This is a genomic window from Sphingobium sp. JAI105 (assembly GCF_015752145.1).
Taxonomy (GTDB): domain Bacteria; phylum Pseudomonadota; class Alphaproteobacteria; order Sphingomonadales; family Sphingomonadaceae; genus Sphingobium; species Sphingobium xenophagum.
In genome coordinates this window covers 808,759-830,956 of the sequence record NZ_JADOUC010000001.1, presented here as the reverse complement: position 1 = coordinate 830,956, position 22,198 = coordinate 808,759, and the positions used below count along the sequence as shown (strand labels likewise).

17 protein-coding genes and 1 tRNA gene are annotated in these 22,198 nt (G+C 63.3%); 11 read left to right on the top strand and 7 right to left on the bottom strand.

Going from position 1 to position 22,198, the window contains the following annotated elements:
• The first annotated feature begins 1 nt into the window (after window position 1).
• From IWY39_RS03860 to IWY39_RS03850, 3 genes are read left to right on the top strand one after another with little or no spacing between them, the layout of a single operon-like run.
• On the top strand, window positions 2–856 hold the full coding sequence (locus IWY39_RS03860) for an ImuA family protein (RefSeq protein WP_107125121.1): 855 nt from the start codon (window positions 2–4) through the stop codon (window positions 854–856).
• Complete coding sequence (locus IWY39_RS03855; protein ID WP_229380661.1) at window positions 741–2,372, top strand: Y-family DNA polymerase; 1,632 nt, start codon at window positions 741–743, stop codon at window positions 2,370–2,372. The genes IWY39_RS03860 and IWY39_RS03855 overlap by 116 nt, the downstream gene beginning before the upstream one ends.
• Window positions 2,369–5,914, top strand: coding sequence for an error-prone DNA polymerase (locus IWY39_RS03850; RefSeq protein WP_107125123.1), 3,546 nt, complete (start codon window positions 2,369–2,371; stop codon window positions 5,912–5,914). Before IWY39_RS03855 ends, IWY39_RS03850 begins: the two co-directional genes overlap by 4 nt.
• 13 nt (window positions 5,915–5,927) lie before the next feature.
• Here IWY39_RS03850 and IWY39_RS03845 read toward each other — a convergent pair.
• From IWY39_RS03845 to IWY39_RS03835, 3 genes are all read right to left on the bottom strand, one after another.
• Window positions 5,928–6,004 (bottom strand) — tRNA-Pro (locus IWY39_RS03845).
• A 267-nt stretch (window positions 6,005–6,271) separates the two neighbouring features.
• Entirely contained in the window at window positions 6,272–6,475 is a 204-nt protein-coding gene (locus IWY39_RS03840) for a hypothetical protein (RefSeq protein WP_017184550.1), read from the bottom strand.
• Between the two features lie 156 nt (window positions 6,476–6,631).
• Complete coding sequence (locus IWY39_RS03835) at window positions 6,632–8,005, bottom strand: M20/M25/M40 family metallo-hydrolase (protein ID WP_107125124.1); 1,374 nt, start codon at window positions 8,003–8,005, stop codon at window positions 6,632–6,634.
• Between the two features lie 99 nt (window positions 8,006–8,104).
• On the opposite strand from IWY39_RS03835, the gene ettA reads away from it, so the two are divergent.
• On the top strand, window positions 8,105–9,790 hold the full coding sequence (gene ettA / locus IWY39_RS03830; RefSeq protein ID WP_017184548.1) for an energy-dependent translational throttle protein EttA: 1,686 nt from the start codon (window positions 8,105–8,107) through the stop codon (window positions 9,788–9,790).
• Between the two features lie 351 nt (window positions 9,791–10,141).
• Here ettA and IWY39_RS03825 read toward each other — a convergent pair whose 3' ends face one another.
• A complete protein-coding gene (locus IWY39_RS03825; RefSeq protein WP_107125125.1) occupies window positions 10,142–10,966 on the bottom strand; it encodes an NYN domain-containing protein in 825 nt (274 codons plus the stop codon).
• Between the two features lie 11 nt (window positions 10,967–10,977).
• A complete protein-coding gene (locus IWY39_RS03820; RefSeq protein ID WP_017184546.1) occupies window positions 10,978–11,616 on the bottom strand; it encodes a carbonic anhydrase in 639 nt (212 codons plus the stop codon).
• A gap of 44 nt (window positions 11,617–11,660) precedes the next feature.
• Here IWY39_RS03820 and lipA point away from each other — a divergent pair, with 44 nt between their 5' ends.
• Window positions 11,661–12,626: a lipoyl synthase gene (gene lipA, locus IWY39_RS03815; protein ID WP_019054332.1), complete on the top strand. Its 966-nt coding sequence runs from the start codon at window positions 11,661–11,663 to the stop codon at window positions 12,624–12,626.
• A gap of 4 nt (window positions 12,627–12,630) precedes the next feature.
• On the top strand, window positions 12,631–13,107 hold the full coding sequence (locus IWY39_RS03810; protein WP_107125126.1) for a type II toxin-antitoxin system RatA family toxin: 477 nt from the start codon (window positions 12,631–12,633) through the stop codon (window positions 13,105–13,107).
• Here IWY39_RS03810 and IWY39_RS03805 read toward each other — a convergent pair.
• Both IWY39_RS03805 and IWY39_RS03800 read right to left on the bottom strand, forming a co-directional pair.
• Complete coding sequence (locus IWY39_RS03805) at window positions 13,053–13,571, bottom strand: CinA family protein (protein WP_017184543.1); 519 nt, start codon at window positions 13,569–13,571, stop codon at window positions 13,053–13,055. The genes IWY39_RS03810 and IWY39_RS03805 overlap by 55 nt on opposite strands.
• Window positions 13,572–13,575: 4 nt before the next feature.
• The gene (locus tag IWY39_RS03800; RefSeq protein ID WP_107125127.1) at window positions 13,576–14,763 is read right to left on the bottom strand and encodes a bifunctional 2-C-methyl-D-erythritol 4-phosphate cytidylyltransferase/2-C-methyl-D-erythritol 2,4-cyclodiphosphate synthase; all 1,188 of its coding nucleotides are present in this window, start codon (window positions 14,761–14,763) and stop codon (window positions 13,576–13,578) included.
• A gap of 98 nt (window positions 14,764–14,861) precedes the next feature.
• Here IWY39_RS03800 and dusB point away from each other — a divergent pair, with 98 nt between their 5' ends.
• The 5 genes from dusB (at window position 14,862) to ntrX (ending at window position 22,166) form a co-directional block, all read left to right on the top strand.
• Window positions 14,862–15,884: a tRNA dihydrouridine synthase DusB gene (dusB, locus tag IWY39_RS03795; protein ID WP_107125128.1), complete on the top strand. Its 1,023-nt coding sequence runs from the start codon at window positions 14,862–14,864 to the stop codon at window positions 15,882–15,884.
• On the top strand, window positions 15,881–16,990 hold the full coding sequence (locus IWY39_RS03790; protein ID WP_017184540.1) for a two-component system sensor histidine kinase NtrB: 1,110 nt from the start codon (window positions 15,881–15,883) through the stop codon (window positions 16,988–16,990). Before dusB ends, IWY39_RS03790 begins: the two co-directional genes overlap by 4 nt.
• Window positions 16,990–18,441: a nitrogen regulation protein NR(I) gene (gene ntrC / locus IWY39_RS03785; RefSeq protein ID WP_017184539.1), complete on the top strand. Its 1,452-nt coding sequence runs from the start codon at window positions 16,990–16,992 to the stop codon at window positions 18,439–18,441. The genes IWY39_RS03790 and ntrC overlap by 1 nt, the downstream gene beginning before the upstream one ends.
• A gap of 109 nt (window positions 18,442–18,550) precedes the next feature.
• Window positions 18,551–20,806, top strand: coding sequence for a sensor histidine kinase (locus IWY39_RS03780; protein WP_107125129.1), 2,256 nt, complete (start codon window positions 18,551–18,553; stop codon window positions 20,804–20,806).
• Window positions 20,796–22,166: a nitrogen assimilation response regulator NtrX gene (ntrX, locus tag IWY39_RS03775; protein WP_019053683.1), complete on the top strand. Its 1,371-nt coding sequence runs from the start codon at window positions 20,796–20,798 to the stop codon at window positions 22,164–22,166. The genes IWY39_RS03780 and ntrX overlap by 11 nt, the downstream gene beginning before the upstream one ends.
• Window positions 22,167–22,198: the final 32 nt, after the last annotated feature.

Genomic DNA, 22,198 nt, shown 5'->3' with positions numbered 1-22,198 from the left:
TATGCGCGATTCGTCTCCTGTTCTTGCCCGGTTGAGGGAGAGCCTGCAACAGCTGGAGCCGCGCCGCTCGGCTACGCCAGCGGGGCTATTCGCGTTGGGGCATGACGGGGTGGACGCGGCACTAGGCGGTGGACTGGCGCGTGGGCGCTTGCATGAAATCTTTGCCGATCAGGAAGATGCCAGCAGCGGGGCTGGGGTTGCCGCCCTCTTCAGCCTGCGCGCGGGGGAAGGGCGTCCCTTCCTGTGGCTGCGCACCGAAGCGATGCAGAAACGGGTTGGAGGGTTGCACGCCACCGGCCTTGTCGAACTGGGGATCGATCCCGCCAATATGCTGCTGGTGCTGGCCCCTGACGAAGCCGCTTTGCTCCATGCAGCGGCGGAGGCCGCGCGTTGCGCCGGGCTGGGCGCGGTGCTGGTCGAAGGATGGGGGGCGATGCGCGGGCTGGACCTGACCGCCACTCGCCGCCTGATGCTGGCCGCCGAAGCATCGGGCGTCACTCTGTTCCTGCTGCGCATCGCCGCCGATACTGCGCCCAGCGCCGCCGATACACGCTGGCGGGTGAGCGCATCCCCCTCGATCGCGCTGGAAGCGGACGCGCCAGGAGCATCCCTGTTTCAAATCGAATTGCTGCGTCGGCGCGCCGGCCCCCCGGCCGGTCCCTGGCGCATGGAGTGGGACCGTGACCGACTTTGTTTCAGACGTGCTGCCAGTGATGGACGAACCATGGGAGGCGCAGAGCATGACGATCGCGACGCCAGCCCCCCGGCACCGCCGCTATCTCGCCCTGTTCTTCCCCTGGCTCCCGGCGGAGCGGTTGCGCCTGACCCGGCCCCATCTGTGCGCCGGGCAGGATGAACGGCCACGCGCCTTTGTCGAGAAGATCCGCGGCGCGTTGCGGCTGGCGGCGGTGGATGAGACGGCGGCGGCGCTGGGCCTGTCGCCCGGCCTGTCGATGGCGGATGCCCGCGCCCGTGTGCCCGACCTCGACCTGTTCGACCATGTCCCGCATGAGGATCAGGACTGGTTGGAGCGGCTGGCCGATGGCTGCACCCGCTACACCCCGACCGTCGCGCTCGATCCGCCCGACGGGCTGATCCTCGATACCAGCGGGTGCGATCATCTCTTTGGTGGAGAGGCTGGGCTGGCGGCCGATCTGGAGCGGCGGCTGGCGCGGCTGGGCGTGGCGGTGCGGCTGGCCTTTGCCGGAACGCCGGAGGGCGCGCGGGCGCTGGCCCGCTATGTGGCCGGGGCTGCATGCGACGAGGATAGCGCGATCCGCCGCCTGCCCGTAGCGGCGCTGGAACTGGAAGAGGAGGCGACGCTGGCGCTGCGCCGCGCGGGGCTGAAAACCATTGGCGATGTCGCGCGTCGGCCGATGTCCTCCATCGCCGCCCGTTTCGGCGCGGACGCGGTGATGGCGATCCGCCGGATCGTGGGGGAGGCGGACAGCGCGCTGACCCCGCGCCGGCTGGTCCCGCCGATGAGCGTGGAGCGGCGCTTTGCCGAACCGGTCGCGCGCACTGAAACCATGATGACGATCCTGGCTGAACTGGCAGGGGAGGCGGCAGGGATATTGGAGCAGAGGGGCCATGGCGGTCGCCGGTTCGAGGCGCTGTTTTTCCGCAGCGACGGGCTGGTGCGCCGCCTGACCGTGGAAACCGGCGCGCCGATGCGGGATGTGCCTGCGCTGATGCGGTTGATCCGCGAGCGGATCGACAGCCTGAACGATCCGATCGATCCCGGATTCGGTTTCGACCTGCTGCGGCTGAACGTCCCGCTGACCGAACCGCTGGGCGCGTCACAATTGCAGTTGGAGGGCGGCGCGACCGGCGAGGCGGCGGTGACCGCATTGGTCGAGCGTCTGAGCACCCGGCTGGGGCGCAACCGCGTCCGCCGCTTTGGCGCACGCGACAGCCATATGCCCGAACAGGCCGAATTTGCGCTGCCCGCGCTCGATACGTCGCCGTCCGGTTCGTGGACGACACCGGAACCGGGCGAGCCGCCGCTGCGTCCCATCCATCTGTTCGATCCGCCCCAGCCGATCGAGGTATTGGGCGCCGAAGTCCCCGACGGCCCGCCCCGCCGTTTCCGCTGGCGCCGGGCGTTGCACGAAGTCGCCCGGTTCGAAGGGCCGGAGCGGATCGCCGGGGAATGGTGGCGCAGGCGGCCCGTGTCGATCGAACTGCCCCGGCCCGGCAGCGATCCGGGCGAGGTCGATATTCGCTATCTGCTGGGCGACGCGCCCGATCATATTCGCGACTATTACCGGGTGGAGGACCGGCGCGGTCGCCGTTTCTGGATATTCCGCCTTGGTTTCTTCGAACCGGACAAGCCTATGCCGCGCTGGTATCTGCATGGCCTGTTCGCATGAGCCGGGGGCGTGATCCGGGGCCGGAGGGGGAGGGGCGTCAACCCATCCCTCTCGACACGGCGCTGCGGGCGCGGCGACCGGGACCGCCATCGCCTGCGCCGGATTTTGCCGAAATGGTCGCGGCAACCAATTATAGCTTCCTGCGCGGTGCGTCCCACCCGGCCGATATGGTCGGACAGGCGCTGGCGCTGGGCCATGCGGGCATCGGCATTGCCGATCGCAATACGGTGGCCGGGGTGGTGCGGGCGTGGAGCGCGCTCAAATCGGTGCGCAGGATGCTGGTCGAGGATGCCGAGGATCAGGGCATCCGCACGGGCGAAACCCCACAGTCGGCTGCGGAGCGCCGTCATCTTGCGGCGCAGGCGCTGCCGCTGGCGCAGGCTTTCCGTCTCGTCACCGGCGCGCGGCTCTGCTTTGCCGACGGGACGCCGGACATTGTCGCCTACCCCATCAACCGCCATGGCTGGGGGCGGCTGACCCGGCTGCTGAGCGTCGGCAATCTGAAAGAGACGGTGCAAAAGGGCGATTGCGACCTGCGTCTGTCCGACCTGATCGACCATGCGCAGGACATGGTCCTGATTGCTATGGCAGGGGAAGCGGACGAGGCGCTGCTGGCAGGGCTGGCGCAACGGGTGCCGGGTGCGCTGTGGATCGGCGTCACCATGCCGCGCGCCGGGCCGGACCGCCGCCGCCTTGCCCGGCTGGCGGCGATGGCCGGGCGGCTGGGGCTGCCGCTGCTTGCAACCTGCGATGCGCTCTATGCCATGGCGCAGGACCGGCCGTTGCATGATGTCGTCACCTGTATCCGGCAGGGCGTGACCCTGCGGGAGGCCGGGCGGCGGCTGGAGGCGAATGCCGAACGGCACCTGAAACCCGCACGCGAAATGGCGCGCTTGTTCCGCGACTGGCCGCAGGCGGTGGGGGCATGGCGCGATGTGCTGGACCGGATCGGGTTCGATCTGTCCCATCTGAAATATGAATATCCGCATGAGCCGGTGCCCGAAGGGTGGGTGGCGCAGGACTGGCTGGAACATGAAGTGCTGCGGCTGGCGGGAGATGCCTTTCCCGATGGCGTGCCGGATAGGGTCCATGCGATGCTGGCGGAAGAGTTCGCGCTGATCCGCAGCCGCAATTACGCCTGCTATTTTCTGACCGTCTATGAAGCGGTGCAGTTTGCCCGCAGCCTCGATCCACCGATCCTGTGCCAGGGGCGCGGATCGGCGGCCAATTCGGCGGTCTGCTATTATCTGGGGATCACCTCGGTCGATCCGACCAGGCATAACCTGCTCTTTTCCCGCTTCATTTCGGAGGATCGCGACGAACCACCCGATATCGACGTCGATTTCGAGCATGAACGGCGTGAGGAGGTGATCCAGCATATTTACGCCCGCTATGGTCGCGATCGCGCCGCCATAGCCGCGACCGTCATCCATTATCGCCCGCGCAGCACGGTGCGGGAAGTCGGCAAGGTGCTGGGCCTGTCGGAAGATGTCACCGCGAGGATCGGCAGCACCGTGTGGGGCAGCCATGCCAGCGGCATGGAAGAACGGCGCTTCCGTGATGCCGGGCTGGACGTGGGCAATCCGCTGGTCATGCAGTTGAAGGAACTTGTCGACCGGCTGCTGACCTTCCCGCGCCATTTGTCGCAGCATGTCGGCGGTTTCGTGCTGACGCAGGATCGGCTGGATGAAACCGTGCCGATCCACCATGCGGCAATGGCGGATCGCACATTTCTGGAGTGGGACAAGGATGATATCGACGCGCTGGGCCTGATGAAGGTCGATATACTGGCGCTGGGGATGCTCAGTTGCATCCGCAAGGGATTTGCGCTGATGCACGACCATGGCCTGGGCGACATGACGCTGGCGTCGGTGCCAGGCGAAGCGGCGCCGGTTTACGACATGCTGTGCCGGGGGGACAGCGTCGGCGTGTTCCAGGTCGAAAGCCGCGCCCAGATCAACATGCTGCCCCGCCTGCGCCCGCGCACCTTCTATGATCTGGCGGTGCAGGTCGCGATCGTGCGGCCCGGCCCGATCGAGGGGGATATGGTCCATCCCTATCTCGCCCGCCGGGCCGAGGCGCGCGATGGCAAGCCGCCTTCCTGGCGCTTTCCTTCGCCAGCCCCGCCGCACCCCGCCGATGAACTGCATCATGTGCTGGGCCACACCTATGGCGTGCCGCTATTTCAGGAGCAGGCGATGAAGCTGGCGATCACCGCCGCCAATTTCACGTCGGGGGAGGCGAACAAGCTGCGTCGGGCGATGGCGACCTTCCGCAATGTCGGGACGATCGGCGAATTTGAGGAAAAGATGATCGGCGGCATGGTGGCGCGTGGTTATGAACGCGCCTTTGCCCAGCGCTGCTATGACCAGATCAAGGGCTTTGGCAGCTATGGCTTCCCCGAAAGCCACGCCATCTCCTTTGCCCGACTGGTCTATGTGTCGGCCTGGCTGAAATGCTACCAGCCTGCCGTATTTGCCGCGGCACTGCTCAATGCGCAGCCGATGGGCTTCTACGCCCCGGCGCAGATCGTGCGCGACGCGATCGAACATGGCGTCATGGTGCGCGGCATCGACGTCAACGCCAGTGGCTGGGACAATGGGTTGGAGCCGATTGCGGTGGACGATCCCGATGCGCGCAAGCGCTGGACCCCGGCCAATCGCCGCTGGGGTGACATCGTGCCGCGCCACCGCAAGGATGGGGCGTTCGCGCTGCGGCTGGGCTTTCGCCAGATTGATGGTTTCCGGGAGGCTTGGGGGGAGGCGATTGCGGAGGATCGCGCGACATCCGGTCCCTTCGCCACGATCGAGGAACTGGGGCGACGGGTACGCCTGCCTGCCCGTGCGCTGCATTTGCTGGCCGATGCCGATGCCTGCCGCTCGATCGGGCGCGAACGGCGCGATGCGGCCTGGGATGTGCGAAGGATGCCAGCGGGCGAATTGCCGCTGTTTGCCGCTGCCCGCGCGCGCGAACTGGGGGAAGAAGCCGATGCCGCCCTGCCGCCCATGCCCCTGTCCGAAGCGGTAGCGGCGGATTATCAGCTGACCCGTCTGTCGCTCAAGCAGCACCCCATGACCTTCCTGCGCCCCGTTTTCGCGGCCGAAGGCCTGTTGACCAGCGAGCAGGTCAGCAGCGTCAAGAATGGCACACGGGCAAAGGTTGCAGGCGTGGTGCTGGTGCGGCAGCGGCCCGGCAAGGGCAATGCGATCTTCGCTACGCTGGAAGATGAGACAGGTATCGTCAACATCCTGCTCTGGGCCAGAATGCTGGACCGCTATCGCCTGCCGCTGATGGCCGCGCGGCTGATGGAGGCGCATGGTGTGGTGCAACGGGTGCGGGAAGGGCCGGTCGATGTGCTGCATCTGATGGCTGATCGCATCGTGGACCGTACCGCCGAACTCGATCGGCTGTCAGAGGATCATGCGACGCTTATTGAAGCGGGACCGGGCGACAAGGCTGTCCACCCGGTGATGTCGCGGATCCGCAACCACGGCCATCCGCGCAACGTGCGGATATTGCCGGGATCGCGCGATTTTCATTAGCGATTTTGCGAGTTGGTCGGGGAGACAGGATTCGAACCTGCGACATCCTGCTCCCAAAGCAGGCGCGCTACCAGACTGCGCTACTCCCCGACGCCTCGGCCCTTAGCGGTCTATCGCGCGTCCCGTCAATCGGCGATCAATGAAAGAAGAGCCAAAGTAGCAGAATGATGGGGATCGGCACTCCGATCAGCCATAATAACAGTCCCTTGCCCATGATATTCTCTCCTGTAACAATTCAGAAACAACTGATGGAGCGGGACGGATGTTCCGGGGGCAGGGGCGCAATGTCTCTGGCACAAACAAAAAGGGCGGGCTGTAGAGACAGCCCGCCCTTCGGAAATCTCGCTAAGGCGAAGATTACATCGCGTTCGCAGCGTTGTTGGCAGCGTTCGCAGCGTTGTCAGCAGCGTTCGTTGCATTTTCAGCAGCGTTCATGGCGTTGTCGACAACGTTTTCCACGACGGCGTTCGAAGCGTTCGCGGTTTCGTTGGCCGGCTTCTCACCGCAAGCGGCGAGGGCCATCAGGCTGGCCGAAGCGAAAACAGCAGCGATCTTCTTCATTGTGTACGGCTCCCATAGCATTATGCCGCGTCAGGCACGTTACAATGTGACCCTACGCGAGCGACCCGCATTAACGTGTGCGATGCACAAATCAATGCTTTTCTGCGCCGGTGAAACGATGGAATCACGCGACGGGGCGTTGTCTACTATAAAAGTTCACTTAATGCCCATGGATTCTTGCGCATTGGCAACAAGGTTTAACGTTACGGCCCAGGCGGCGACATTCTGCCGCAATTGCGCCAGGTCCACCTTGTCCAGCGTATCGTCGGGCGTGTGATGCAGCTCAAAATACCGGGTGCCGTCCTGTTGCAGGTCGATCACCGGCACGCCTGCCTTCACCAGCGGCGCAATGTCGGCGCCGCCGCCCGCTTCCTGCTTGCTGGCGCCGATGCCCAGCGGCGCGAGGGCCACTGAGATTCTGGTCGCGAGCGCATCATGCCCCTGCGGCAATTTGAAATCCACGCGCCACACACGATCGGCGCCAAAATCCGATTCAATCGCGAGCGCGTGTCTCTCCGTGCCATGCGCCTTGAAATAGGCCCGCGCCCCGTCGCCGCCAACTTCCTCGGCCCCGGCCATCAGCACGCGGATGGTGCGGCGGGGCTGGCCAGCCTTCGCCACCTGCAATGCCGCGGCCGCCGCGATGCCGCAGCCGGTCGCATCGTCGATCGCGCCCGTGCCCTGATCCCAGCTGTCGAGATGGCAGGCCGCGACCACCACGCCGGCCGCCGGATCGCTGCCGGGAATTTCCGCGATGACATTGCCCGACGGCTGGTCCTTGAGCATTTTCGATGTCAGCGTCAGGTGGAGCTTGACCGGCTGTCCCCGCCCGATCACGCGCGCCAGTTGCTCGGCATCCGGCACGGAAAGCGCGGCGGCGGGGATTGGCGTCACGCCATCGGCCCACATCTGAACACCGGTATGAGGCAGGCGATGATGGTCCGTCCCGATCGACCGGATCAATATGGCGATCGCACCTTTGCTGGACGCGATGCTGGGCCCCTGCCGCCGGGCGGCGCCGAAATAGCCATAGGAGGAACCGTCCTGCGTTGCCGTCATGTCATGGCTGACAAAGGCGATCTTGCCTTTGACGCTGGCGGCGGGTGCGGCTTCCAGATCGGCGAGAGTCGGGAAATAGACGACTTCGCCTTCTATCCCCTTGTCCGGGGTCGAACCGCTATTGCCCAGCGCCGACAGCACCAGATTCTGCGGGAAGGGGGAGAGGATTTTCGCTTCGTCCCGGCCGCGCAGCCATACCGGCATCGTATAGGGTTCGGCGCGCACATTGCTGAACCCCAGCGCCTTGAGCTTCGCCACCGCCCACTCGCGCGCGCGCGCTTCCTGCGGCGTGCCGGCCGGACGCGGGCCGACTTCGGTGGTCAGGCCTTCGGTGAAATCCCATGCGACCTCATCCTTGAGCGCGGCGTCGCGAATCGCGGCGCTGTCTGCCGGAGCGGCATGGGCCAGGACGGGGGTGAAAAGGCTGCCTAGGAGGAGGGCGGCAAGCGTGCCCGATCGGATTTTCTGCATGGGTGGGAGCGTAGCGGGCCATCGCCCATTTGCCAATGCGTCCCGCCTCCGCTAACTCCGCGCCAAATCCTCTTTTCCTACCGTTGGAGCTGCCCAAACATGTCCGCCTCCTCGCAATATGCCTATGTCATGAAGAACATGACCAAGAGCTTCCCCGGCGCGGCCAAGCCGGTTCTGAGCAATATCAACCTGCAATTTTACCGTGGGTCCAAGATTGGCATCGTCGGCCCGAACGGCGCGGGTAAATCGACCCTGATCAAGATCATGGCCGGCATCGACACCGATTTCACCGGTGAAGCCTGGCCGGGCGAAAATATCAGCGTCGGTTATCTGCCGCAGGAGCCGCAGCTCGACCCTACCAAGACCGTGCTGGAAAATGTGAAGGACGGCGCACGCGAGACCGCGGACAAGATGGACCGTTTCAACGAGATCAGCATGATCATGGCCGATCCGCCGGAAGACGTCGATTTCGACGCGCTGATGGAGGAAATGGGCACGTTGCAGGAGCAGATCGACGCGGTCGATGGCTGGACGCTCGACAACCAGCTGGAAATCGCGATGGAGGCGCTGCGTTGCCCGCCGTCCGACTGGTCCGTGGAAAATCTGTCAGGTGGTGAAAAGCGCCGGATTGCGCTGACCCGGCTGCTGATCCAGAAGCCCGACATCCTGCTGCTCGACGAACCGACCAACCATCTTGACGCGGAAAGCGTCACCTGGCTGGAAAATCATCTGAAGGAATATGCCGGGTCGGTCCTGATGATCACCCACGACCGCTACTTCCTCGACAATGTCGTCGGCTGGATTCTCGAACTCGATCGCGGAAAATATTTCCCCTACGAAGGCAATTACTCCACCTATCTGGAGAAGAAGGCCAAGCGTCTGGAGCAGGAGGATCGCGAAGCCTCCGGCCGCCAGAAGGCGATCAACGACGAACTGGAATGGATCCGGGCCGGTACCAAGGGCCGCCAGACCAAGTCCAAGGCGCGTATCAAGAAGTTCGAAGAGCTGGTCGCCGGGCAGAACAACCGCTCGCCGGGCAAGGCGCAGATCGTCATCCAGGTGCCCGAACGTCTGGGCGGCAAGGTGATCGAATTCAAGAACATCACCAAGTCATTCGGCGACAAGCTGTTGTTCGAAGATCTGTCCTTCCTGTTGCCGCCGGGCGGCATCGTTGGCGTCATCGGGCCGAACGGCGCGGGTAAATCGACCCTGTTCAAGCTGATCACTGGCCAGGAACAGCCCGATTCGGGTGAGATCGACATCGGTACGACCGTACGACTTGGCTTTGTCGACCAGAGCCGCGATCATCTGGACGACAGCAAGAATGTCTGGGAAGAAGTGTCCGACGGCCTCGATTATGTGAAGGTCAACGGCCATGACATGTCGACGCGGGCCTATGTCGGCGCCTTCAACTTCAAGGGGCAGGACCAGCAAAAGAACGTCGGCAAGCTGTCAGGCGGTGAACGCAACCGCGTTCATATCGCCAAGATGCTGAAAAAGGGCGGCAACGTGCTGCTGCTTGACGAACCGACCAACGATCTGGACGTCGAAACGCTGGGCGCGCTGGAAGAAGCGATAGAAAATTTCGCAGGCTGCGCCGTGGTCATCAGCCATGACCGTTTCTTCCTCGACCGTCTCGCCACCCATATCCTTGCCTTTGAAGGCGACAGCCATGTCGAATGGTTCGAAGGGAATTTCGAAGCATATGAGGAAGATAAGCGCCGTCGCCTGGGCGATGCCGCCGATCGACCGACCCGGTTGGCCTACAAGAAGCTGACCCGCTGAAGCGCGAATAGGGAGTTGGGACGCAGTAAAGCTGCGTCCCAACTCCCCCATTACCAAACGGGACTCTTCAGGCAGCGGGTCAAGCTGTATCTGGTCGTACGCACCGTAGAGGCGCTCAGGGGCGAACCATAAGCGCAATTGCGATTGCATTGCCCGCAGAGTCAATTGCGCATTTTGCAATTGCAATGATAGCGCTATCAATGCACAAGCAGCGGGCCTTCCAGGCATCCTCTCCTAAACTCTCAAGGGCCGCTCCTTCACAGGGGCGGCCCTTTTTTATTTCAACATGGGTCTTGGGTCTTGGGTGATGGGGCAGGGCGGTCCTTCACTGGCCTGGGCGCATGAGGACATTCAATTCACCCGTTTGATCCAGACCTGCCCGCCTTCGCGTGATTCGGTGATGAAGTTGGGTATCGCCTGCACAAGGTCGGACAGGCGCTTGTAGCCATAGTTGCGCACGTCGAAGCTGGAACGGTTGCCCGCAAGCTGGCCCACTGATCCCAGCCTTACAAAACCGCGCTCGTCGCGTTTGACGGAATCATAGGCGTCGATCAGCAACTTGATGACTTCCGCATCGACAGCCTTCTTGATGCTGGGAGCGGAGGGTTGCGCCGGGACCGGCGTGGGCGCTGGTGGCGCGGCTTTTGCGGGCTGCGCTTTCTTTTCATCAGCCTTGCGCGCGCGCGCTGAGGGCGTCGCCTTCTCTGCCACCGGATCGTCCGCATCGACCTCCGCCAGCGCCATGACGTCGATGAAGCGGGTGCAGGCGCGGCGGAAACCCTCCGGCGAACTTATCCGGCCAAAGCCATAGACTGGAATGCCCTGTTGCCGGATACGGGTGACCAGAGGAGTGAAATCGCTGTCGCTCGACATCAGGCCAAAGCCGCTCACACGGCCGCTTGCCATAAGGTCCATCGCGTCGATCGTCATTTTCATGTCGGTCGCGTTCTTGCCTTTGGTGAGGTCGAACTGCTGTTGCGGCTCGATGGCCTGCGCGATCGACAGCGCCGCCCAGCTTTTCAGCGTCGCCTTGCTCCAATTGCCATAGGCACGGCGGATATTGACCGTGCCCAGTTCCGCCAGCACCGTCATCACCGGATCGAAATGGGCGGCCGAGGCATTATCGGCATCGATCAGCAGGGCGATATTACCGCTCGGCCCGTCCAGTGATGTCATGACATGTCCTTTCAGGCAGGCGCGAAGATGCCGCTCTGCTCATCCATGACATGCAACTGCCCGTCGGAAATGGCAAAGAATGCGCCGATCAGTTTCAACTCGCCCTTGCGCTCCTTTGACCGGACGCAGGGGAAGGTGCGCAGATTGGCAAGGCTCACCTTGACGCCTTCCTGCTCCATCGCCCGTTCCACGTCCCGGCTGCGATCATCCCCATATTGGGCGATCACTTTCGCCCGCGCCGGGTCCAGCAGTTCGATCCAGCTATGGATGAAGCCGCCGTCACCCGGTTCGGCGTCTTTCAGATCCTGACTGAGCGCCGCCTTGCAACCCCCGCATTTGCCATGACCCATGACAATGATTTCGTCGACTTCCAGCACCTGCACGGCAAATTCCAGCGCCGCCGACACGCCGTGGCGACCGGGCGTCGTTTCAAATGGCGGCACCAGAGCGGCGACATTGCGCACGACGAAAATCTCGCCTGGATTGGTGTCGAAAATCTGGGCGGGATCGACGCGACTGTCGGAACAGGCGATGATCATCACCTTGGGGCTTTGCCCTTCGTTCAGTTCGTCCCACCGCTCGCGCTGCTGGGACCATCCGGTCTGGCGGAACCGGCGATAGCCTTCGATCATGTTTGAAAAATCAGTCATGGGCAGGTCTGTGCCGCACAATATCGGGGCTGGCAAGTGTGACCATGGATCGCTATCTGGGGCGCATGAACGATATCGCTCCTATCCCCATGCCCGGTGACCCTGCCAAGCCGGAGCGCCTGCGCAAGCCCGACTGGATTCGCGTGAAGGCGCCGACCAGTCCGGCCTATCATGAGACCCGCAAGCTGATGCGGACCAAGGGGTTGAATACGGTTTGCGAGGAAGCGGCCTGCCCGAACATCGGCGAATGCTGGACCAAGAAGCATGCGACGGTGATGATCCTGGGCGATGTATGCACGCGGGCCTGCGCCTTTTGCAACGTCAAGACCGGGATGCCGCGCAAGGTTGACGTCAACGAGCCCCAGAATCTGGCCGATGCCGCCGCCGAAATGGGGTTGGAACATATCGTCATCACCTCTGTCGACCGCGACGATTTGCCCGATGGCGGCGCGTCGCAATTCGTGAAGGTGATCGAGGCGCTGCGCCGCACCACGCCCGGCACGACGATCGAAATCCTGACGCCGGACTTCCGCAACAAGCATGAGCGGGCGGTCGAGATGATCGTCGCGGCGCGGCCCGACGTCTATAATCATAATCTGGAGACCGTTCCGCGCCTTTACCCGACCATCCGTCCTGGCGCGCGCTACTATGCCTCGCTGCGGCTGCTGGAGTCGGTCAAGCGGCTTGATCCCTCCATCTTCACCAAGTCCGGCATCATGCTGGGCCTGGGCGAGGAGCGGCTGGAAGTGCATCAGGTGATGGACGACATGCGCTCCGCAGACATCGATTTCCTGACCATGGGACAATATCTTCAGCCCACGCCCAAGCATGCCAAGGTGATCGAATTCGTTACCCCGGCTGCTTTCAACGCCTATGCCGCAATCGCGCGGGCGAAGGGCTTCCTGCAAGTCGCATCCAGTCCGCTCACCCGGTCCAGCTATCATGCTGGCGCGGACTTCGCCGAAATGCGCGCCGCGCGGGAAGCCAAGCTGGCAAAGGCTGCCCGGTAAGCCCATGCACCGGCATAATGAGACCCGGCACCTGCCCTACAGCCCGACCCAGATGTTCGATCTGGTCGCCGATGTCGCGCGCTATCCCGAATTCCTGCCCTGGATCAGCGCGATCCGGGTCCGCTCCGATAGCGACACGGAAATGGTCGCCGACATGATCGTCGGGTTCAAGGGCATCAAGGAAAGCTTCACCTCGCGCGTTCACAAGCATCGGCCCGACCATGTCCGGGTCGATTATCTCGACGGCCCCTTGAAGCATCTGCACAATGAATGGGCTTTTCGCGACGACGGACGGGGCGGAGTCCTGGTCGATTTCGAGGTCGAGTTCGCCTTCAAGAACCGGCTGTTCGAAATGCTGGCGGGGCAGATGTTCGACAAGGCGCTGCGCAAGATGATCGGCGCGTTCGAGACTCGCGCCGCGCAGCTTTACGCGCCGGACGAATCGGGCAGCAGCAGTTCGAGCGCGCACAGCGCGGCTTGAAGCCGCACGCCACCGCGGCCATCATTATCAAAATGCCGCATGTCCGCGACGATCTTGTCGGGACTTGCCCCGCGTTCGGCGCGGGCAAATACCACGGTGCCAACCGGCTTTTGCTCCGTTCCCCCGCCCGGCCCGGCGATCCCGGTGATCGCAACGGCGACATGGGCGTGGCTGTTGAGCAAGGCGCCCTGCGCCATGGCCCAGGCCGTAGCGATGGACACCGCGCCAAATGTTTCCAGCACATCATGCGAAACCTTCAGAAGTTCCGCCTTCATATCATTGGAATAAGTGACGAATCCTGCCTCGAACACGTCGGACGAGCCTGCGATTTCCGTGAGCGCGGCGGACACCAGTCCCCCGGTGCAGCTTTCAGCGACGGCGATGGTCCGCCCGGCACGACGGTTGGCGATGATGACCCGGTCGGCAAGTTCGACCAGGATGGGGGGAAGAATGCTGTCTGGCATGGGATCAGGATAGCGCGGGAAGGGAGAGGGTGGCAACCGCTTGCGCCGCAATACCTTCGCGCCGCCCTGTAAAACCCAGCCGTTCGGTCGTGGTCGCCTTCACGCTGATCCGGTCTACCGGCAGGCCCAGTATCTCGCCGATCCGCGCCCGCATGGCGTCGCGATGAGGGCCGATCTTGGGCGCTTCGCAGATGATGGTCAGGTCGACATGATCGATCGTCCCGCCGCGCGCCGTGACCCGGTTGCCCGCATAAGCGAGGAAGCGGTCGGACGACGCCCCGCGCCATTGCGGGTCGGATGGTGGAAAGTGGCTGCCAATGTCGCCCTCCGCCAATGCGCCCAGCAGCGCATCGACGATTGCGTGCAGCGCCACGTCGGCGTCGCTATGCCCGGCCAGCCCGCGATCATGCGGTACGCGAATGCCGCCCAGCCATAATTCTTCATCCGCGGCGAGGCGATGGACGTCATAGCCCATGCCCACGCGCACCGTGCGGGCGCTTGCCAGCCGGGCCTCTGCGCGGGCGAAATCCTGTGGATAGGTCAATTTTTCCAGCCCTTCATCGCCAGCGACCAATATGACGTCATGACCCTGCTCTTTCAAAATCTGCGCGTCGTCCGTGGCTTCGCGGCTTTCGTCCCAGCAGCGGTGCGCGGCCAATATCGTGTCGAACATGAAGGCTTGGGGCGTCTGGACCCGAAACAGGCTATCGCGCACGACGCCATCGCCCATCGCGCCATCCGCACCCCGCACCAGCGTATCGGCGACCGGCAGCACCGGGATCACCCCTTGCGCATCGTCGAGCGCGCCGAGCAGCCGGTCTATCACGGCAGTAGGCAGGAAAGGCCGCGCGGCGTCGTGGATCAGCACCCGATCGGCGCCACCCGCTGCCGCAATCGCTTCCAGCCCCGCGCGCACCGACCCGCGCCGACTGTCGGCGCCTTCGGTCAAGCCAGCAATGGCGCGATCCGCCAGCAGCGCGCGCACCTGCGCTTCCTGTCCGGCGCCGATAACCAGGTGGATCGCATCGATCCCTCCATGCGCCATCATGGCGTCGACGGCATGGAGGATAACAGCCTTGCCACCGATGGTTCGGAATTGCTTGGGAATGTCGCCGCCCACGCGACTGCCGGTGCCAGCAGCTACCAGCAGGGCAACGGTCCTGTGCCTGTTGTCAGTCATGGCGCGGGGCATAGACGCTTGCACGCACCCCCGCCAGACCCCTTCGCTTGCTCCATCGATCAATAACCGCTATGGGCTGCCTGTTTTTTAGGCACTATCCTTTGAGTATCATGCGCAGGCTTTCCCCCATATCCATCGGTCCGCTGACGATCGACATGCCCGTCGTGCTGGCGCCGATGACTGGCGTAACCGACATGCCGTTCCGCACATTGGTGCGCCGCTATGGCTGCGGCCTCAACGTGACGGAGATGATCGCGACTGCGGCGATGATCCGGGAAACCCGCCAGTCTTTGCAAAAGGCCGCCTGGCATCCGCTGGAAGAACCGGTGTCGATGCAATTGGCTGGCTGTTCTCCCGCCGAAATGGCCGATGCCGCGAAGCTCAACGCGGATCGGGGAGCGGCGATCATCGACATCAATATGGGCTGCCCGGTCAAGAAGGTGGTCAATGGTGACGCCGGCAGCGCACTGATGCGCGACCTGCGGCTGGCCGCTGCGCTGATCAAGGCGACGGTCGAGGCGGTGGACGTGCCCGTGACGGTCAAGATGCGGATGGGCTGGGACCATAGCAGCCTCAACGCGCCTGAACTGGCGCATATTGCCGAGGATCTGGGCGCGAAGCTGATTACCGTTCACGGTCGGACCCGCTGCCAGATGTACAAGGGGTCGGCGGACTGGGGCTTCATCCGTTCCGTCAAGGACGCCGTCAAGCTGCCGGTCATCGCCAATGGCGACATCTGTTCGATCGAGGACGCCGATATGGCGCTGGAACAGAGCGGCGCGGACGGGGTGATGATCGGGCGGGGTGCCTATGGGCGACCCTGGCTCATCAGTCAGGTTATGGCTTGGCTCGACCGGGGCGAGCGCGTTCCCGACCCGACGCTGGAAGAACAATATCACGTTATCATAGGGCATTATAAGGCAATGCTCGAACATTATGATAATTATACCGGCGTCAATATGGCACGTAAGCATATCGGCTGGTACACCAAGGGACTGACCGGATCGGCCGAGTTCCGCCATGCGGTCAATCAGGAGCCGAACGCGGACAAGGTGCTGGACATGCTCGCCCGCTTCTACGAACCGCTGATCGCCGGCGGTGCAGAGGCGGTGGACGCGCGTCAGGCGGCATGACCGGCGCGCAGCCGCTGGTGCCGCCGTTACGGATGCAGCAGGACGGGCCATCGCTGGCCGAACAGATGACGGCGCTGCCGGTGGCGACTTTGTTGGTCCGGCCCGACAACAGCATTGCCGAAGCCAATGTGCGGGCCGAAACCCTGCTCAACATGGCCCGTTCCGCCATCGTCGGCAGCGATGTCGCACGCACCATTCGTATCGCGGAGGCGGGCGCGCGCTTCGACATCTGGCACAGTCAGAAGCCGATCGCTGCCTATGATATAAAGGTCCATGCCGGGCGCACCGCTGAAATGGAGGTCGACCTGATGATCGCGCCGATCGTCGATCATGACGGCTGGCGTGTCGTGTCGCTCCATGCGCAAAGCCAGGCACGCAAGATCGGCCATCGCGGCACGTCGGGCGGTGCGCGATCCGCCATGGGCGCGGCGGCCATTCTGGCGCATGAGATCAAGAACCCGCTGTCGGGCATACGTGGCGCGGCACAATTGCTGGAAGGCGGGCAGGGCGGACGCGATGCGGCGCTGACCCAATTGATCTGCAATGAGGTTGATCGGATCGCGGCGCTGATCGACCGGATGCAGGATTTTACCACCGATCGCACGCTGGAATGTCGTCCGGGGAACATCTATCCCCTGATCGATCGGGCAGCAGACATCGCCGCAGCAGGATTTGCAAGAAATATCCGTATTATAAAGCGTTATGACCCATCCCTGCCATTCGCCAATATTAATGACGATGCGCTGGTACAGGTCATGATCAACCTGCTCAAAAATGCTGCGGAGGCATTGGAGCATGTCGCCAAGCCCCGCATTCGGGTCGAAACGGCGTTCCGGCACGGTGTGTCGGTGATGGTTGGCGGAGGCAAGGGCAGTGCGGTGCTGCCCATCGAGATCGTGGTGGTCGACAATGGACCGGGGGTGCCGGAACATATTCTGGACCATCTCTTCAACCCCTTCATCACCGGCAAGCGCGATGGGCAGGGGTTGGGCCTGGCGCTGGTGGACAAGTTGGTGCGGGACATGAACGGATTTGTGCAATATGCGCGCGATGCGGAGGCGGGTGAATCCACCTTCCGCATCCTGTTGCCGATGGGGATGGGCTGATGGCCGCAACAGGAACGGTGCTGGTGGTCGATGATGATCCGGCTATCTGCGTGGTGGTCGGCGAAGCGCTGCGGCGGCAGGGGCACAAGGTTAAGACCGCCGGGTCGATCCGCGAGCGCGCCGCGCTGATGGACAGTTTCACGCCCGATGTGCTGATCACGGACGTCATGCTGCCCGATGGCGACGGGTTGGAAGGGGTGGCGGACATCATCGCCGACCGCCCGGCGCTCAGCGTCATCATCCTGTCTGCGCAGAACACGCTCAACACGGCGATTCGTGCGACCGAAAAGGGCGCGTTTGAATATCTGCCCAAGCCGTTCGATCTGAACGAACTGACTCGCGCCGTGTCCGATGCGCTGGGCACCCGGCAGGCTGAAAATGGAGAGGCGGAGGAGGGAGAGGGGGCTCTGCCCCATGACGGGCTACCGCTCGTCGGGCGATCGCCTGCCATGCAGGAAGTCTATCGGACCATTGCGCGCGTGCTGTCCAACGACCTGTCGATCCTGGTCCTGGGCGAATCGGGCACCGGCAAGGAACTGGTGGCCGAAGCCATCCACAGTCTGGGTCAGCGCCGGACCAAGCCTTTCGTCGCGATCAACATGGCCGCCATCCCGCGCGAATTGATCGAAGCAGAACTATTTGGTTATGAAAAAGGCGCTTTCACTGGCGCCCACGCCCGTACCGCCGGGAAATTTGAGCAGGCGCAGGGTGGCACGCTGTTCCTCGACGAAATCGGCGACATGCCGATGGAGGCGCAGACCCGGCTGCTGCGCGTGCTGCAATCGGGCGAAGTGACGACGGTGGGCGGCTCCAAACCTGTTCGGGTCAATGTCCGCATTATCGCGGCGACCAACAAGCATCTGCCGCAACTGATCGAGGAAAACCGGTTCCGGCAGGACCTCTATTATCGTCTGAATGTCGTGCCGATTTCCCTGCCCGCGCTGCGTGAACGGCGCGAGGATGTGATCCTGCTCGCCCGTCATTTTCTGGAGCGCGCCGCGCAGGAAGGCTTGCCGCGCAAGACGCTGGCGGACGATGCAACCCAATTGCTGATGGTCTATCACTGGCCGGGCAATGTTCGCGAATTGCAGAATATGATGCAGCGTCTGGCGGTGCTGAGCCGCGAAAATGTCATCACTGGCGAGATATTGCGCAACATGTTGCCGTTGGAGGCGGTTCCGGCCGACTATGCTGCCCCTGCCGATCATCTGGCCCATGCGGTGCGCGACTGGGCGCGGCGGCAATTGGGGGTCGGCATCGGCCAGCCCAACCGCAACCTGCATGATGACCTGCTGGCTGTCATCGAGCCGATCCTGTTGCAGGAAGTGCTGGCGACGGTCGATGGCAACCAGATCCGCGCCGCCGGCTTGCTGGGCATCAACCGCAATACGCTGCGCAAGAAGCTGACCGATTATGGGCTGGACCCGCTGCAACTGCGCCTGATTGATTGATCCAGATCATCATCGTGCGAGACGAACGGATGGCCTGGATCGACCAGTAACAGCAGAAGCGACAATTACTGTGTTTGATCGGGCACGGGGTTGTTGTAACAAAGCCACTATGAGCGGCGCGACTACAGTTTCACGGCGGGTGCCTGGATGGCGGAGGCATTTGCCGCCTTTCCTGCGCCGACGGCGTCTGGCGGCGCTGGTCGAAGCGGTGACCCTGGCGCTGTTCGTGGGCATGGCGGTGCTGACCTACCGGCTCGTGTCGAGTAGCGGCCAATCCTATGCGCTGCTGACCCCGCCGATCGTGGCGCTGTTGCTGGTCGCCAATCTGGTGCCTGCCATCGCCCTGCTGGTGCTGCTGGGGCGGCGTGTCGCCAAGCGGCGCGCGGCGGCTTCGGCCATTGGCAGCGATGGCCAGTTGCACGTTCGGCTGGTCGCCATCTTCTCGATCGTTGCCAGCGTTCCCATGCTGCTGGTCGTGATCTTCGCCTCGCTCCTGTTTCAATATGGCGTGCAATTCTGGTTTTCCGACAGCGCGCGCGGAATGTTGCAAAATGCCAGCGATCTGGCGCGCGGCTATTATGAGCAAAATCTGCGCGAAGTCGGCGATGAAACGGTCACCATGGCCAGCGATCTGCGCGACTATCTGGCCCAGTCGAAGGTCAGCAGCCCGCGCTTTGCCGAGGGCTTCATCTATCAGGTCGTAACCCGCAAACTCAATCGTTCGGCCATCATTGAGGTTGGCAAGGATGGCGTCGCCCGCACCGCCGCCACGGTCGACCCGGAAAACCGCCCCGCCGCGCAGATGTTGACGGATGCCGTAATCAAGCGGCTGAACGCAGGCGAAAATGTGGTCGTTCAGGCCAAGCCGCAGCAGATCGAGGCTGTGACGCTGCTTTATCCGAATTCGAAAATCTATCTTTATGCCACCCGCGATTCCGGGTCCTGGGCGTTCAGCAATGTCGAGCGCGCGCAAAAGGTGATTGCCGATTATGACATGTTTTCGGCGCAATCGCGCGCGTTGCAGCTCCGCTTCAACATTGCCCTGTTCGTGGGATCGCTGCTGCTGGTGGGCATTGCGGTATATATCGCGCTGGCCGTTGCCGACTGGATGGTCCGGCCTGTCAATGAACTGGTGACGGCGGCCCGCCGGATCACGGCGGGCGATCTGTCTGCGCGTGTCACCAGCCCGCTTGCCCGCGACGAAATCGGCACGCTGGCATCCGCCTTCAATCGCATGACCCAGCGGCTGGAAGCGCAGACCGGGGCGCTGGTCGCCGCCAACAGCCAGTTGGACGAACGCCGCGCCTTTATCGAGGCGATCCTGTCGGGTGTGACTGCCGGCGTGCTGTCGGTCGATCGCAAGGGCGTGATCCAGTTGCTCAACCGATCGGCTGCGGCGATATTGGTGGAGGAAGGCGACGACCCGGTCGGCCGCCTGCTCAGCGACGTGTCGGTCGATCTGGCAGACCTGATTGCCTCGGACGAAAGCGCGGGGATCGTGCAGGTCCGCGCCCATGGCGATTTGCGGACGCTGGCGGTCAAGGTATCGGACGATGCGTCCGGCCATATCCTGACCTTCGACGACATTACGCAGCAATTGTCTGACCAGCGCCGAGCCGCATGGTCCGACGTGGCCCGCCGCATTGCGCATGAGATCAAGAATCCGCTGACGCCTATCCAGCTGGCCGCAGAACGGCTCCAGCGTCGCTATGCCGACGAAATCAGCAGCGACCGGTCGACCTTCACCCGGTTGACGGGCACGATCGTGCGGCAGGTAGGCGACCTGCGCCGTATCGTCGATGAATTCTCCTCCTTCGCGCGGATGCCCAAACCCGTGTTCCGGCGCGAGACGGTGGGCGATATTGCCCGCCACGCGCTGTTCCTGCACGAAGTGGCGCATCCCGACATTCGCTTTGATTATCATGCCGACGCGCCTGATCTGGAACTGGTATGCGACCGGCGCCAGTTGGGACAGGCGCTGACGAACATCGTCAAGAATGCGGTGGAAGCCATCGAGCCCAAGCCCGAACCGGCAGACGGTCAGCCGCGCGGGCATATATCGATGCAGGTCGCGCAGGTGGACGAGGATCTGGTCATCACCGTGCGCGATGACGGTATCGGCCTGCCCCCCGAACGGGAGCGCATATTGGAACCCTATATGACCACGCGGACCAAGGGGACGGGTCTGGGCCTCGCCATCGTCAAGAAGATTGTCGAGGAGCATCTGGGGGAAATTCGTTTCGACGACACGCAGGGGGGCGGCGCATCGGTAACATTGCGCTTTGCTGCGGCGGCGCTGGAAAAATTGGAAGAAGGGCAGGCTATCGCCATGCCCAAAGGAAAAGTGACGGCCAATGGCGCTTGATATTCTGATAGTCGATGATGAAGAGGATATTCGCGATCTGGTCGCGGGTGTGCTGGAGGATGAGGGCTTTACCACCCGCACCGCTGCCAACAGCGACAGCGCGATCGAGGCGCTGGATTCGCGCCGTCCATCGCTGGTCCTGCTGGACGTGTGGTTGCAGGGATCGCGCATGGATGGCCTGGAGCTGCTGGACGAGATCAAGCGGCGCGATCCGACGATTCCGGTGCTGATGATTTCCGGCCATGGCAATATCGACACGGCCGTCGCCGCGATCCGCAAGGGCGCCGCCGATTTCATCGAAAAGCCGTTCGAGGCCGACCGGCTGCTGCATCTGGTCAGCCGAGCAACCGAGACGGAACGGTTGCGGCGCGAAAATCAGGTGTTGCGCGCGCGGTTCGGGCAGGATGATGAACTGACCGGGACATCGGCGGCGGTCAACGGCGTGCGCGCCACGATCAAGAAGGTCGCGGGAACCGGCAGCCGCGTCCTCATTTCCGGCCCGGCGGGCGTCGGCAAGGAAGTCGCCGCGCGGATGCTCCATAGCTGGAGCGGGCGTGCTGATTCGCCTTTCATCATCGTCGCCGCCGCCCGCATGGACCCGGACCGGGTAGAGGAGGAACTGTTCGGTCTGGAGGATCAGAGCGGTCTGGTCCGTCCGGGCTATCTGGAACAGGCGCATGGCGGCACGCTCTATATCGACGAAGTTGCCGACATGCCGATCACGACGCAGGGCAAGATATTGCGCGTCCTGACCGACCAGAGCTTCACCCGTGTGGGAGGCCAGCGTCAGGTCAAGGTCGATGTCCGGGTCATTTCCTCGACCGCGCGCGATCTGTCGACCGAGATTGAAGAGCGCCGCTTCCGGGAGGATCTTTTCTATCGGCTGAACGTCGTGCCGCTGGTCATTCCGCCCTTGTCCGAACGGCGCGATGATATTCCGCCGCTGGTCGAACATTATCTCGCCCGCTTCGCCGCGGAACGGCGCGTGCCGCCGCCAGATATGGCGAGTGACGCGATGGCGGCCCTGCAGGCCAATGAATGGCCCGGTAACGTCCGCCAGTTGCGTAATGTCATCGAACGCACGATGATTCTGGCGCCCGGTGATCGGATTGGCCGGATCGAACTGGACATGCTGCCCGCTGAACTGACCAGCAGTGGCGGCGGCGAAGGCATGGGGCAGTCCGCCATCATGGGCGCGCCGTTGCGGGAAGCGCGCGAAAGTTTCGAGCGGGAATATCTGCGTATCCAGATCCGCCGTTTTTCCGGCAATATATCGCGCACGGCGACTTTCATCGGCATGGAGCGATCGGCATTGCACCGTAAACTCAAGCTGTTGGGCATCACTGACGGCAAGGAATAGCAAGAGCGATCAGGGGCGTGCCATTCCCCATG

Coding starts and splice junctions, on each gene's coding strand:
- IWY39_RS03835 (WP_107125124.1), bottom strand. CDS start 8,005: ATGCAGAAAATCCGATCGGGCACGCTTGCCGCCCTCCTCCTAGGCAGC.
- IWY39_RS03790 (WP_017184540.1), top strand. CDS start 15,881: ATGACCGGCGCGCAGCCGCTGGTGCCGCCGTTACGGATGCAGCAGGAC.
- IWY39_RS03810 (WP_107125126.1), top strand. CDS start 12,631: ATGCACCGGCATAATGAGACCCGGCACCTGCCCTACAGCCCGACCCAG.
- IWY39_RS03855 (WP_229380661.1), top strand. CDS start 741: ATGACGATCGCGACGCCAGCCCCCCGGCACCGCCGCTATCTCGCCCTG.
- ettA (WP_017184548.1), top strand. CDS start 8,105: ATGTCCGCCTCCTCGCAATATGCCTATGTCATGAAGAACATGACCAAG.
- IWY39_RS03780 (WP_107125129.1), top strand. CDS start 18,551: ATGAGCGGCGCGACTACAGTTTCACGGCGGGTGCCTGGATGGCGGAGG.
- IWY39_RS03850 (WP_107125123.1), top strand. CDS start 2,369: ATGAGCCGGGGGCGTGATCCGGGGCCGGAGGGGGAGGGGCGTCAACCC.
- ntrX (WP_019053683.1), top strand. CDS start 20,796: ATGGCGCTTGATATTCTGATAGTCGATGATGAAGAGGATATTCGCGAT.
- IWY39_RS03860 (WP_107125121.1), top strand. CDS start 2: ATGCGCGATTCGTCTCCTGTTCTTGCCCGGTTGAGGGAGAGCCTGCAA.
- IWY39_RS03820 (WP_017184546.1), bottom strand. CDS start 11,616: ATGACTGATTTTTCAAACATGATCGAAGGCTATCGCCGGTTCCGCCAG.
- IWY39_RS03825 (WP_107125125.1), bottom strand. CDS start 10,966: ATGACATCACTGGACGGGCCGAGCGGTAATATCGCCCTGCTGATCGAT.
- IWY39_RS03800 (WP_107125127.1), bottom strand. CDS start 14,763: ATGCCCCGCGCCATGACTGACAACAGGCACAGGACCGTTGCCCTGCTG.
- lipA (WP_019054332.1), top strand. CDS start 11,661: ATGGATCGCTATCTGGGGCGCATGAACGATATCGCTCCTATCCCCATG.
- ntrC (WP_017184539.1), top strand. CDS start 16,990: ATGGCCGCAACAGGAACGGTGCTGGTGGTCGATGATGATCCGGCTATC.
- IWY39_RS03840 (WP_017184550.1), bottom strand. CDS start 6,475: ATGAAGAAGATCGCTGCTGTTTTCGCTTCGGCCAGCCTGATGGCCCTC.
- IWY39_RS03805 (WP_017184543.1), bottom strand. CDS start 13,571: ATGCCAGACAGCATTCTTCCCCCCATCCTGGTCGAACTTGCCGACCGG.
- dusB (WP_107125128.1), top strand. CDS start 14,862: ATGCGCAGGCTTTCCCCCATATCCATCGGTCCGCTGACGATCGACATG.